This is a genomic window from Enterobacter sp. YSU (genome assembly GCF_016082135.1).
GTDB classification, from domain to species: Bacteria; Pseudomonadota; Gammaproteobacteria; order Enterobacterales; family Enterobacteriaceae; genus Enterobacter; species Enterobacter hormaechei_C.
Map to the genome: position 1 here is coordinate 1,234,640 of NZ_CP059487.1, position 12,907 is coordinate 1,247,546.

The 12,907-nt window shown below is 55.8% G+C and carries 13 protein-coding genes; 9 read left to right on the forward strand and 4 right to left on the reverse strand.

What is annotated here, in order from left to right; all coding sequences use genetic code 11:
• The first annotated feature begins 149 nt into the window (after positions 1-149).
• The 3 genes from H2Z33_RS06000 to iadA are packed head-to-tail and all read left to right on the forward strand — an operon-like array spanning position 150 to position 2,429.
• The gene (locus tag H2Z33_RS06000) at positions 150-797 is read left to right on the forward strand and encodes a nucleoside recognition domain-containing protein (RefSeq protein ID WP_015572449.1); all 648 of its coding nucleotides are present in this window, start codon (positions 150-152) and stop codon (positions 795-797) included.
• Complete coding sequence (locus H2Z33_RS06005; protein WP_015572448.1) at positions 794-1,255, forward strand: YjiG family protein; 462 nt, start codon at positions 794-796, stop codon at positions 1,253-1,255. Before H2Z33_RS06000 ends, H2Z33_RS06005 begins: the two co-directional genes overlap by 4 nt.
• Before the next feature lie 10 nt (positions 1,256-1,265).
• On the forward strand, positions 1,266-2,429 hold the full coding sequence (gene iadA / locus H2Z33_RS06010) for a beta-aspartyl-peptidase (protein WP_063135481.1): 1,164 nt from the start codon (positions 1,266-1,268) through the stop codon (positions 2,427-2,429).
• A gap of 65 nt (positions 2,430-2,494) precedes the next feature.
• Here iadA and groL read toward each other — a convergent pair whose 3' ends face one another.
• The gene (gene groL, locus H2Z33_RS06015; protein ID WP_015572446.1) at positions 2,495-4,141 is read right to left on the reverse strand and encodes a chaperonin GroEL; all 1,647 of its coding nucleotides are present in this window, start codon (positions 4,139-4,141) and stop codon (positions 2,495-2,497) included.
• Between the two features lie 39 nt (positions 4,142-4,180).
• The gene (locus tag H2Z33_RS06020) at positions 4,181-4,474 is read right to left on the reverse strand and encodes a co-chaperone GroES (RefSeq protein WP_003855929.1); all 294 of its coding nucleotides are present in this window, start codon (positions 4,472-4,474) and stop codon (positions 4,181-4,183) included.
• Between the two features lie 178 nt (positions 4,475-4,652).
• Here H2Z33_RS06020 and yjeH point away from each other — a divergent pair, with 178 nt between their 5' ends.
• Positions 4,653-5,900 (forward strand): L-methionine/branched-chain amino acid transporter, encoded by a 1,248-nt coding sequence (gene yjeH / locus H2Z33_RS06025; protein ID WP_017383970.1) that lies wholly within the window; start codon positions 4,653-4,655, stop codon positions 5,898-5,900.
• 23 nt (positions 5,901-5,923) lie between these two features.
• Here the strand turns inward: yjeH and H2Z33_RS06030 are convergent, their stop codons facing one another.
• A complete protein-coding gene (locus H2Z33_RS06030) occupies positions 5,924-6,388 on the reverse strand; it encodes an FxsA family protein (protein ID WP_003855925.1) in 465 nt (154 codons plus the stop codon).
• 335 nt (positions 6,389-6,723) lie between these two features.
• On the opposite strand from H2Z33_RS06030, the gene aspA reads away from it, so the two are divergent.
• The 5 genes from aspA to H2Z33_RS06055 all read left to right on the forward strand — a co-directional run bounded on the left by aspA (position 6,724) and on the right by H2Z33_RS06055 (position 12,319).
• Positions 6,724-8,160, forward strand: a complete 1,437-nt coding sequence (gene aspA, locus H2Z33_RS06035; RefSeq protein WP_003855923.1) for an aspartate ammonia-lyase — start codon at positions 6,724-6,726, stop codon at positions 8,158-8,160.
• A gap of 116 nt (positions 8,161-8,276) precedes the next feature.
• Positions 8,277-9,578: an anaerobic C4-dicarboxylate transporter gene (locus tag H2Z33_RS06040; RefSeq protein WP_003855921.1), complete on the forward strand. Its 1,302-nt coding sequence runs from the start codon at positions 8,277-8,279 to the stop codon at positions 9,576-9,578.
• A 113-nt stretch (positions 9,579-9,691) separates the two neighbouring features.
• Positions 9,692-10,015: a divalent cation tolerance protein CutA gene (gene cutA / locus H2Z33_RS06045; protein WP_003855908.1), complete on the forward strand. Its 324-nt coding sequence runs from the start codon at positions 9,692-9,694 to the stop codon at positions 10,013-10,015.
• Complete coding sequence (locus H2Z33_RS06050) at positions 9,991-11,694, forward strand: protein-disulfide reductase DsbD (protein WP_063135482.1); 1,704 nt, start codon at positions 9,991-9,993, stop codon at positions 11,692-11,694. The genes cutA and H2Z33_RS06050 overlap by 25 nt, the downstream gene beginning before the upstream one ends.
• A 49-nt stretch (positions 11,695-11,743) precedes the next feature.
• Positions 11,744-12,319: a transcriptional regulator gene (locus H2Z33_RS06055; protein ID WP_017383972.1), complete on the forward strand. Its 576-nt coding sequence runs from the start codon at positions 11,744-11,746 to the stop codon at positions 12,317-12,319.
• Here the strand turns inward: H2Z33_RS06055 and H2Z33_RS06060 are convergent.
• A complete protein-coding gene (locus H2Z33_RS06060) occupies positions 12,316-12,906 on the reverse strand; it encodes a LysE family translocator (protein WP_032104115.1) in 591 nt (196 codons plus the stop codon). The genes H2Z33_RS06055 and H2Z33_RS06060 overlap by 4 nt on opposite strands.
• Between the last annotated feature and the right edge of the window lies 1 nt (position 12,907).

Genomic DNA, 12,907 nt, shown 5'->3' on the forward strand with positions numbered 1-12,907 from the left:
AGCATTTCTGCGAGCCAGATTCCGCTGGCACTCCTCCGACATCTTAAATGAATTCTGATAATAACCTTTGGGATATCGTGTTTTAGCCCCCGATCGTTTTTAGTGATGCGACGTACAACTTTTGTACGCGACTCAAAAAAGGGGGTTTCATGAGTGCATCATCCTCAGGAGAGGAAAAAGTAACCTGGGTGGGCTATCTGGCGTTCGTGCTCACCATCGTATTTTTCTCAGGTTTTTTCGCCAAAAGTACCGAATGGTGGCGCGTGCTGGATTTCACCGTGCTGAACGGCAGCTTTGGACCGGTGAACGGCGCGCTAACGTTTCGCGGTGAGGGCGGCACAGGAGCGAAAGACGGTTTTTTATTTGCCCTTGAACTGGCGCCCTCGGTCATTTTATCGCTCGGGATCATTGCCGTTACCGAGGGGCTGGGCGGGCTGCGCGCCGCACAACAGCTCATGACGCCCATTCTGCGCCCGCTGCTCGGCGTGCCGGGCATCTGCTCTCTGGCGCTTATCGCCAACCTGCAAAATACCGATGCAGCCGCAGGGATGACCAAAGAGTTGACTGACGAAGGGGCGATTACTGACCATGAACGCGCCATTTTCGCCACCTTCCAGACCAGCGGTAGCGCCATTATTACCAACTATTTTTCTTCTGGTGCCGCACTCTTTACCTTTATTACCGTCCCGGTGATCACGCCGCTTGCCGTCATTCTGGTGTTCAAATTTGTTGGCGCGAACTTCCTGCGACTGTGGATCGCCCACATGGAAGTTCGCCGCGTTCAGGAGGAAAGATGATCGCCCAGCCGCGTAAAAATATCATGGACCTGTTTATCGATGGCGCCCGCCGCGGCTTTACCATCGCCACCACCAGCCTGCTGCCGAACGTGGTCATGGCGTTTGTCATCATTCAGGCGCTCAAGGTAACCGGCCTGCTGGATATTGTCGGCAGGGTATGCGAGCCCATCATGGCCCTGTGGGGGCTTCCGGGTGCGGCGGCAACGGTTCTTCTGGCCTCGGTAATGAGCATGGGCGGCGGTGTGGGGGTCTGCGCCAGTCTGGTCGCTGCCGGCACGCTCAACGGTCACGATGCCACCATCCTGCTGCCCGCCATCTATCTGATGGGTAATCCGGTGCAAAACACGGGCCGTTGCCTTGGCACCGCAGGCGTCAACCCGAAGTATTATCCGCACATCATCACTATCTGCGTCATTAACGCCCTGCTCTCAATGTGGGTGATGCAGCTACTCTTCTGAGGAGATAAAAATGGATTTTTCAGTGCTGGAACCGCACCTTTTCCGCAATGCGCAGCTTTACGCTCCCGAGGATCTTGGGCATAGCGATCTGCTGATTGCCGGAGGAAAAATCGTCGCAGTCGAAAAAGCGGGCCACGCCACAACGAGGCCAGACTGTCCTGAAAGCGATCTCGCCGGAGCGGTGGTTTGTCCGGGGTTTATCGATCAGCATGTACACCTGATTGGCGGCGGCGGTGAAGCCGGTCCCCACACCCGGACGCCAGAGGTGCGATTGTCTGCGCTGGTGGCGGCTGGCATCACCTCCGTTGTTGGCCTGCTGGGCACCGACGGCGTGACCCGCCATCCCGAGTCGCTGCTGGCGAAAACGCGGGCGCTTGAGCATGAAGGGATCAGCACGTGGATGCTGACAGGCGCGTATGGCCTGCCTTCTCCGACGATTACCGGCAGTATCGAAAAGGATGTGGCGCTGATTGATAAAATCATTGGCGTGAAATGCGCGATTTCCGACCATCGCTCTTCCGCTCCGGCAGATGACCAGCTCGCGAATATGGCCGCCCAGTCACGCGTCGGCGGGCTGCTGGGTGCCAAAGCGGGGATATCCGTGTTTCACCTCGGCAACAGCCCGAAACTGCTGGAGCCGCTGCTTAACATCCTGAATAACGCCGACGTGCCCCGCACGAAGCTGCTGCCAACTCACGTCAACCGCGCCCAGGCACTGTTCCACGCCGCACTGGACTATGCCCGCGAAGGGGGGTACATCGACATCACCACCAGCATCAGCGAGCCTGTTGATGCCGCCACCGCTATCGCGACGGCCCGTGAAGTGCAGGTGCCGTTTAACCGGCTCACGCTCAGCTCGGATGGCAACGGCAGTCAGCCGAATTTTGATGCAAATGGTAATCTTGTTGGCATTGGCGTGGCGGGATTTGAGTCCCTGCTTGAGACGCTACAGCAGCTGGTCGGCCGGTATCACTTGCCGCTGGAGGAGGCGCTTCTGCCGTTTACGCGTAACGTGGCGGAGTTTCTCGGCCTGGAGCATAAAGGGCGGATCGCGCCCGGATGCGATGCCGACGTCCTGGTGCTGACCGATGATCTTAAGATCCGTGAGGTCTGGGCGAAAGGCCGCCAGATGGTGCGTGGAGGCGTTGTGTGCGTGAAAGGCACCTTCGAGTAGAAGACAATAAAAAACCCCGGGCATTGCTGCCCGGGGTTCGTTCTGAGAGGTTCAGAACAACATGATTACATCATGCCGCCCATGCCACCCATGCCGCCCATACCACCAGCAGCACCTAAGTCAGGCGCGTCGCCTTTAGGCAGGTCGGTCACCATGCACTCGGTCGTGATCATCAGACCAGCTACAGATGCCGCGTATTGCAGTGCAGAACGGGTCACTTTAGTTGGATCCAGGATACCGAAGTCGATCATGTTGCCGTATTCTTCAGTTGCCGCGTTGTAACCGTAGTTACCTTCACCCGCTTTCACGTTGTTCGCAACCACAGACGGCTCTTCACCGGCGTTGGACACGATCTGACGCAGAGGAGCTTCCATCGCGCGCAGCGCAACTTTGATACCCACGTTCTGGTCTTCGTTCTGAGCAGTCAGGCCAGCCAGTTTAGCGGCTACACGCACCAGCGCGACACCACCACCAGCAACCACGCCTTCTTCTACCGCAGCACGGGTCGCGTGCAGGGCATCGTCAACGCGTGCTTTCTTCTCTTTCATTTCAACTTCGGTAGCCGCACCGACTTTGATTACCGCTACGCCGCCTGCCAGTTTCGCTACGCGCTCCTGGAGTTTTTCACGGTCGTAATCGGAAGTTGCTTCTTCGATCTGCTTACGGATCTGACCAACACGGCCCTGAATAGCAGCTTCTTCACCCACACCGTCGATGATGGTGGTGGTGTCTTTGTTGATCACAACGCGTTTCGCCTGGCCCAGGTCTTCCAGGGTCGCTTTTTCCAGCTCCATACCGATCTCTTCGGAGATCACGGTACCGCCAGTCAGGGTAGCGATATCCTGAAGCATCGCTTTACGACGATCGCCGAAGCCAGGTGCTTTAACCGCTGCCACTTTCACGATGCCACGCATGGTGTTAACCACCAGAGTCGCCAGCGCTTCGCCTTCAACGTCTTCAGCAATGATTACCAGCGGCTTGCCTGCTTTCGCAACGGCTTCCAGCACTGGCAGCATTTCGCGGATGTTGGAGATTTTCTTGTCAGCCAGCAGGATGAACGGGCTTTCCAGCTCAACAGCGCCAGTTTCTGGCTTGTTGATGAAGTATGGAGACAGGTAACCGCGGTCGAACTGCATACCTTCAACCACGTCCAGTTCGTCTTCCAGACCAGTACCGTCTTCAACGGTGATCACGCCTTCTTTACCGACTTTATCCATCGCTTCAGCGATCAGTTTACCTACGGTTTCGTCGGAGTTAGCGGAGATAGTACCAACCTGAGCAATGGCTTTAGAGTCAGAGCACGGTACGGACAGCGCTTTCAGTTCTTCAACAGCAGAGGCGACAGCTTTGTCGATACCACGTTTCAGATCCATTGGGTTCATGCCCGCAGCAACGGCTTTCAGGCCTTCGGTGATGATCGCCTGCGCCAGTACGGTCGCGGTGGTGGTGCCGTCACCGGCAGCGTCGTTCGCTTTAGAGGCAACTTCTTTCACCATCTGTGCGCCCATGTTTTCGAACTTGTCTTCCAGTTCGATTTCACGTGCAACAGAAACACCATCTTTGGTGATGGTTGGCGCGCCGAAGGATTTGTCCAGCACTACGTTACGGCCTTTCGGGCCCAGAGTGACTTTCACTGCGTCTGCCAGTACGTTTACGCCGCGGAGCATTTTTACACGAGCGTCGTTACCGAATTTTACGTCTTTAGCTGCCATGTTCTTATTTCCTCAAATTCGTACAGTTTCGTGCGTTAATTACGCTTCAACAATTGCCAGAATGTCGCTCTCGGACATGATCAAAACTTCTTCATTGTCGATCTTCTCGGATTTCACGCCGTAGCCATCGTTGAAAATGACGATGTCACCAACTTTAACGTCCAGTGGCTGCACAGTTCCGTTTTCCAGGATGCGGCCCTTACCGACAGCGATGATTTCGCCACGCGTTGATTTTGCTGCTGCTGAACCGGTCAGAACGATGCCGCCAGCAGACTTGGTTTCAACTTCTTTACGTTTGACGATCACACGATCATGTAACGGACGAATACTCATTGATAGCTCTCCTTTGAGAAAGTCATTATCAGTTATGGATGACGCCGGTCCGCATGCGGTTTTCCGGCTAGTGCCCTGAGAGATGGGGATAGCTTTTTACCCCTTCAAGGGGTAATCGAAAAAAAATTTGCGAAAGTGTTACCATCCACTCTCTTTTGATGGTCGCGGGACGAGGTAAATGAGTGGACTCAGGCAGGAGTTGGGGCTGGCGCAGGGCATTGGCTTACTCTCAACGTCTTTATTAGGCACGGGGGTATTTGCGGTTCCCGCGCTGGCGGCATTGGTTGCCGGCAATAACAGTCTTTGGGCATGGCCGGTGCTGATCGTGCTGGTGTTTCCGGTGGCGATTGTCTTTGCCATACTCGGGCGGCACTTCCCGAGCGCAGGCGGCGTAGCGCATTTTGTCGGCATGGCGTTTGGGCCGCGGATGGAGCGCGTCACCGGCTGGCTATTTTTGTCGGTGATACCCGTTGGCCTTCCGGCAGCCCTGCATATCGCAACCGGCTTCGGACAGGCGCTGTTTGGCTGGCACGATGAACAGCTGCTGCTGGCTGAACTCGGTACGCTGGCGATTGTCTGGTGGGTAGGCTCACGCGGGGCCAGCTCCAGCGCCAATCTGCAAACGCTGGTCGCCGTGTTAATTGTCGCGCTGATCGTCGCCATCTGGTTTGCGGGTGACATTACCGTGGCGGATATTCCTTTCCCCGCGATTAACGACATCGACCACGCACAGCTTTTCGCTGCACTATCCGTTATGTTCTGGTGTTTCGTCGGTCTGGAGGCGTTCGCTCATCTGGCATCCGAGTTTAAACAGCCCGAGCGTGATTTCCCCCGCGCCCTGATGATTGGCCTGCTGCTGGCGGGTACCGTGTACTGGGCCTGTACCGTACTGGTGCTGCACTTCAACGCGTTCGGTGAAGAGAAAGCCGCCGCCGCGTCGCTGCCGGGCATCGTGGTGCAGCTGTTTGGCGTTAAGGCCCTGTGGGTAGCCTGCGTGATTGGCTATCTCGCCTGCTTTGCCAGCCTCAACATCTATATTCAGAGCTTCGCCCGGCTGGTGTGGTCTCAGGCACTTTATAAACCGGATAGCCCCCTCTCACGCCTGTCAAAGCGTCAGCTTCCGGTGAATGCGCTGAATACCGTACTGGGCTGCTGCGTGGTGAGTTCCCTGGCCATTTATCTCCTCGACATCAACCTTGACGCGCTGATTGTCTACGCCAACGGTATTTTCATCATGATTTACCTGCTGTGCATGCTGGCGGGCTGTCGGCTACTGAAAGGACGCTTTAAGGCGCTGGCGGCTGTCGGGTGTGTCCTGTGCCTGATGCTGCTGGCGATGGTGGGATGGAAGAGTGTGTACGCCATCGTCATGCTGGCGGGGCTGTGGGTGTTTTTACCGAAGCGGCAAAAGCCGCAGGCCCGGTGAGCGAGCGCCACCGGGGCACAAACTCACCGATCGTCTTTATGATCTAATCGGTCGCGCTGCTCATCCTTACGCTGATATTCCCCTTCAAAGGTATCCCCCGGGCCGGTGCTGAAACCACCGCCTGGCATACGGCTGAAACGCAGGTGCGGCAGCAGCTTCATGGTCAGATGCTTCTGCACCGGCGGCAACAGCAACAGCAGGCCGAGGAAGTCGGTGAAGAAACCAGGCAGGATCAGCAGCAGGCCAGCAATAATCAGCGACACGCTTTTGATCATCTCGGCTGCCGGGCTTTCGCCTGCGGCCATCTTCTGCTGCATTAACAGGAAATTTTTGAAACCCTGATTGCGCACCAGCGACATGCCGATGACGGAGGTGAAGATCACCAGAATCAGCGTCAGCAGGACGCCCAGCACATGGGCAACCTGGATGAAAATCGAAATCTCAATGTAAACATAAAGAAAGAAAGCAATAAATGGTATCCAGCGCACTGGCATCTCCTGTGTGGCAGGTGCCTTCCGGCCCCTGACTGAATGTGTTCGCGAAGCGCGTAGATAAGAAATGGTGACGGTTAGCCAAAATTCAATCGGTTTGCACGGATATTTTTTCTGGAAATATTAAAGCGGTGACATATTTCACAGATTAATAATTATCATGAAATCGGGTCGATAATAAGTGATCCAGCTTACGGCAATTCGCTATCATCAGCATATGATCTCGAACATCTGGCCGATTGAGGGAATAATCGTCGGTCATAAAATATTCAAAACCACATATATACTGTGTGTTTAGTACAATCCATCGGCAGCTTGAAAAGAAGGTTCACATGTTAAACAACATTCGTATCGAAGAAGATTTGTTGGGTACCAGGGAAGTTCCAGCGGATGCCTACTATGGTGTTCACACTCTGAGAGCGATTGAAAACTTCTACATCAGCAACAGCAAAATCAGCGACATCCCTGAATTTGTGCGTGGCATGGTGATGGTAAAAAAAGCCGCGGCTCTGGCGAACAAAGAGCTGCAAACCATTCCTAAAAGCGCTGCAAATGCGATTATCGCCGCGTGCGATGAGGTGCTGAACAACGGTAAATGCATGGATCAGTTCCCGGTTGACGTCTATCAGGGCGGCGCGGGCACCTCCGTCAACATGAACACCAACGAAGTGCTGGCAAACATCGGCCTGGAGCTGATGGGTCATCAGAAAGGTGAATACCAGTACCTGAACCCGAACGATCACGTTAACAAATGTCAGTCCACCAACGACGCCTACCCAACCGGCTTCCGCATCGCGGTGTATGCCTCTGTCGTTAAACTGGTCGACGCGATTAATCAGCTGGGCGATGGCTTCCAGCGTAAAGCCGTAGAGTTCCAGGACATCCTGAAAATGGGCCGTACCCAGTTGCAGGACGCGGTGCCAATGACCCTCGGACAGGAATTCCACGCGTTTAACGTGCTGCTGAACGAAGAGACGAAAAACCTGCTGCGCACGTCCGAACTGCTGCTGGAAGTGAACCTGGGCGCAACCGCCATCGGTACACGCCTGAACACGCCAGATGGCTATCAGCAGCTGGCGGTACAGAAGCTGGCTGAAGTGTCCAACCTGCCGGTTGTGCCTGCGGAAGACCTGATTGAAGCTACCTCAGACTGCGGCGCCTACGTGATGGTGCACAGCGCCCTGAAACGTCTGGCGGTGAAACTGTCCAAAATCTGTAACGACCTGCGCCTGCTCTCCTCCGGTCCGCGCGCTGGCCTGAATGAAATCAACCTGCCAGAGTTGCAGGCGGGTTCATCCATCATGCCAGCTAAAGTGAACCCGGTGGTGCCAGAAGTGGTGAACCAGGTTTGCTTCAAGGTTATTGGTAACGATACGACCGTCACCATGGCCTCCGAAGCCGGTCAGCTCCAGCTGAACGTGATGGAGCCGGTGATTGGCCAGGCAATGTTTGAATCTATCCATATTCTGACCAACGCCTGCTACAACCTGCTGGAAAAATGCATCAACGGCATCACCGCGAATAAAGAAGTGTGTGAGGGCTACGTCTATAACTCCATCGGCATCGTCACCTACCTCAACCCGTTCATCGGCCACCACAACGGCGATATCGTCGGGAAGATTTGTGCCGAAACCGGTAAGAGCGTGCGTGAGGTGGTTCTCGAGCGAGGATTGTTGACCGAAGCCGAACTGGACGATATCTTCTCCGCCCAGAACCTGATGCACCCGGCATATAAAGCGAAACGATATACCGATGAAAGCGAACAGTAACCGTTCAGGCTAAGCTTCCGAAAGGCACGTCACTTGTGACGTGCCTTTTTTCTTTATGGGCGTTACCAAAACACAACAATTCAATATCAACTTGTTAATGAGCAAGGCAGGTCTTTATGTTTGGAGCAGAACTCGTCATCGTCCTGTTGGCGATTTATTTGGGCGCACGACTCGGGGGTATCGGCATCGGTTTTGCCGGCGGTCTCGGGGTGCTTGTACTTACCCTGATCTTTCAGATTAAACCCGGCGCAATCCCTTTTGACGTTATCGAAATCATCATGGCGGTTATTGCTGCTATCGCGGCTATGCAGGTCGCAGGCGGTATGGACTACCTGGTGAGCCTGGCGGAGCGAATGCTGCGTCGCCATCCGAAATACATCACCTTCCTTGCCCCACTGGTGACCTGGTTTATGACCATTCTCGCCGGTACCGGCCACACCGCTTTCTCCACGCTGCCGGTAATCACCGAAGTGGCGAAAGAACAGGGTATTCGCCCGTCTCGCCCTCTTTCTATTGCCGTGGTCGCCTCCCAGATTGCGATTACCGCCTCGCCCATTTCCGCGGCGGTGGTCTTCTTCGCGGGTATCCTTGAGCCGATGGGCGTAAGTTACCTGACGCTGCTGGCAATCTGTATTCCGGTCACGCTGATTGCGGTAATGATCACTGCCGTGCTGTGTAACTTCCTCGGCGCCGAGCTGAAAGACGATCCGGTTTACCAGGAGCGTCTGGCAAAAGGTGAAGTGAGCCTGCGCGGTAGTCAGGTCTTCGAGCTGAAGCCGCATGCAAAACGCTCCGTGCTGCTGTTCCTGATTGGTATCGTCGCCGTGATGTTCTACGCGACCGCCATCAGCGATACGGTAGGTCTGATCCAGAACCCGGTTCTGCCGCGTAACGAAGCCATTGTGGTATTTATGCTGACCATCGCGACGCTGATCAGCATCACCTGTAAAATCGACACCAGCGAAGTGCTGAACGCCAGCACCTTCAAATCCGGCATGAGCGCCTGCGTGTGCGTGCTGGGCGTGGCGTGGCTCGGTGATACCTTTGTGAAAGCGCACATTAGCGATATCCAGACCGTTGCAGGCGACCTGCTGCACAACTATCCGTGGCTGCTGGCGGTAGTGCTGTTCTTTGCCGCGACGTTGCTGTACTCCCAGGCTGCGACTACCAAAGCGCTGATGCCTGCGGCACTGATGCTGGGCGTAACGCCGCTGACGGCGATTGCCTCTTTTGCAGCAGTTTCCGCCCTGTTCGTTCTGCCCACCTACCCAACCCTGCTGGCCGCGGTTGAGATGGATGACACCGGCTCAACCCGTATTGGTAAATACGTGTTTAACCACGCGTTCCTCATCCCGGGCGTGGTGGCGATTACGCTCTGCGTGATCCTCGGCTTTATCATCGGCGGCATTGTGCTGTAAACGATTAGCCGTTGTAAAAATAGTTAAAATCGGGCCGCTCTGCGGCCCGTTTCATTAATGACCAACCGCCTTGCGTGATATAGTGAAGACTTTCGTGATGAGGAGGTCGACTTGTGAACACGCCTGATGCTGTTGTTGTACTGTGCACCGCCCCTGATGAAGCTTCTGCCCAGGATCTGGCCGCCAAAGTGTTGGCCGAAAAACTGGCTGCCTGTGTCACACTTCTTCCCGGCGCCACCTCCCTTTATTACTGGGAAGGTAAGCTGGAGCAAGAGTACGAAGTCCAGATGTTGCTCAAAACCAACCTGACAAACCAGCAGGCGCTCCTCGACTGCCTCAAGTCTCATCATCCATACCAAACCCCGGAGCTGCTGGTTCTGCCAGTGGTCCACGGCGATAACGATTATCTCTCATGGCTCAACGCTTCATTACGCTGATCCTGCTGCTGTGCAGCACGTCAGCTTTTGCCGGATTGTTTGACGCACCCGGCCGTTCGAACTTTATTCCTGCCGACCAGGCGTTCGTTTTCGACTTTCAGCAAAACCAGCACGATCTCAGTCTCACCTGGCAGGTGAAAGAGGGTTACTACCTCTATCGCAAGCAGGTCAGCATCACGCCGGCAAAGGCGAACGTCGGCGCATTGCAGATGCCCGCTGGCGAGTGGCACGAGGACGAGTTCTACGGTAAGAGTGAAATTTATCGTCAGCGCTTAAGCGTGCCCGTCACGGTGAATCAGGCGGATAAAGGCGCTACCCTGACGGTGACGTATCAGGGCTGCGCCGATGCGGGATTCTGTTACCCACCTGAAACAAAGGTCGTTCCGCTTAGCGAAGTGAAAGCGGCGGCCTCCCCTCTCCCCTCAGGGGAGAGGGCCAGGGTGAGGGGTGAAGGCGAAACCGCTTCAGACCTTCCGTTCTCAGCGTTTTGGGCGTTATTGATTGGTATCGGCATCGCCTTTACGCCCTGCGTACTGCCCATGTACCCGCTTATCTCTGGCATCGTGCTGGGCGGTAAACAACGCCTTTCCACTGCCCGCGCGCTGTTGCTGGCCTTTATCTATGTGCAGGGCATGGCGTTAACCTATACGGCGCTCGGCCTCGTGGTCGCCGCTGCCGGGTTGCAGTTCCAGGCCGCCCTTCAGCACCCTTATGTGCTTATCGGTCTGTCAGCGGTGTTTATTCTGCTGGCGCTGTCGATGTTTGGCCTGTTCACCCTGCAACTGCCTTCTTCCCTGCAAACGCGTCTGACGCTAATGAGCAACCGTCAGCAGGGTGGCTCTGCGGGCGGCGTGTTCGCCATGGGTGCCATCGCCGGGCTGATTTGCTCCCCCTGCACCACCGCGCCGCTGAGCGCCATCCTGTTATATATTGCCCAGAGCGGCAACCTGTGGCTCGGCGGCGGCACGCTGTACCTCTACGCGCTCGGCATGGGCCTGCCGCTGATCCTGGTGACGGTGTTTGGCAATCGTCTGCTGCCGAAGAGCGGACCGTGGATGGAGACGGTGAAAACCGCGTTTGGTTTTGTCATTCTGGCGCTGCCGGTATTTCTGCTGGAGCGCATCATCGGTGATGTGTGGGGTACGCGTCTTTGGGCGATGCTCGGCGTGGCCTTCTTCAGCTGGGCGTTTATCGTGAGTCTGTGGGCGAAGAAACCGTGGATGCGCCTGCTACAGATCCTTCTGCTGGCGGCCGCGCTGGTGAGCGTCCGTCCACTACAGGACTGGGCGTTTGGCACCCCGGCAGGTCAAACGCAGGCTCATCTGAATTTTATACAGATTAAGAACGTGGATGACCTTAACCGCGCCCTGGCGCAGGCGAAAGGCAAACCGGTCATGCTCGATCTCTACGCCGACTGGTGCGTGGCCTGCAAAGAGTTTGAAAAATACACCTTCAGCGATCCGCAGGTACAACACGCGCTGAGCGATACCGTTCTGCTCCAGGCGAACGTTACCGCCAACAGCGCGCAGGATAAGGCTCTGCTGAAGCAACTTAATGTGCTCGGGCTGCCTACCATCCTGTTCTTCAATGAACAGGGGGAAGAACAGCCGACGCAGCGTGTAACCGGGTTTATGGACGCGACGGCATTCAACGCGCATTTGCGCAATCGCCAACCGTAAACAACACTTTAGACGGGACAAACCGTTGGGAATAGCGGAGGAGATAACCGTGCAACGCGAAGACGTACTGGGACAAGCCCTGCAATTGCTTGAGATTCAAGGGATCGCCAGCACCACGCTTGAGATGGTCGCCGACCGTATCGATTACCCTCTGGATGAACTTAAGCGCTTCTGGCCGGATAAAGAGGCGTTGCTGTATGATGCCCTGCGCTATCTCAGCCAACAGGTGGATATCTGGCGCAGGCAGCTGATGCTGAATGAAGAGCTGACTACCGAGCAAAAGCTGCTGGCGCGCTATACCGCACTGACGGAGTGTGTTACCAACAACCGTTACCCAGGCTGTCTGTTTATCGCCGCCTGCACCTACTATCCGGATCCCGGGCACCCCATCCATCAACTGGCAGATCAGCAAAAACGTGCCGCGCACGAGTTCACACACGAGCTGCTGACCACACTTGAAGTGGATGACCCGGCAATGGTCGCGAAGCAGATGGAGCTGGTGCTGGAAGGTTGCCTGAGCCGCATGCTGGTGAACCGTAGCCAGGCGGATGTGGATACGGCGCACCGTCTGGCGGAAGATATTTTGCGGTTCGCGCAGTGTCGTATGGGTGGTGCTCTGACCTAAGCCAGCATTCCCGTCCAGGCGGAAATAAACAAGCACAGCGCCATCGCGCGCTGAAATCGCACCATCGCCACGGTGGTGCGGAAAATCCGGTTCACCGCCTTCCCCAGCCACGCCCAGCACAACAAACAAGCCACGGAGATCGCCAGAAACCATAGCGCCATCAGCGCAACATCCCGAAATGCATGGTCGCTTGCCGGAGCAAACAAGCTGACAACTGCCAGCGCCATCATCCACGTTTTTGGGTTTACAACCTGTAATAACGCCGCCGCCCGCGCGGTAAACCGGACATGGCGTCTGAAGGAGAGATTCGCGGCCGGGGCGCTAAACAGCTGCCAGCTCATCCAGGAAAGCCACAGCACGCCCGCCCAGCTCATTACCTGACGTATCAGCGGATACTGGCGTAACACTTCTCCTGCCCCAGCACCTGAAACCAGAACAATAGCGCTGGCGGCAATACACCCGCCCAGGATCGCAGGAAACGTATTTTTTACGCCAAAGTGCTGACTGTTAGCCAGTACCAGAATATTGGTTGGCCCCGGTGTAATCGAGGCGACAAATGCAAACAGCAGGAAGGGTAATAAATTCACA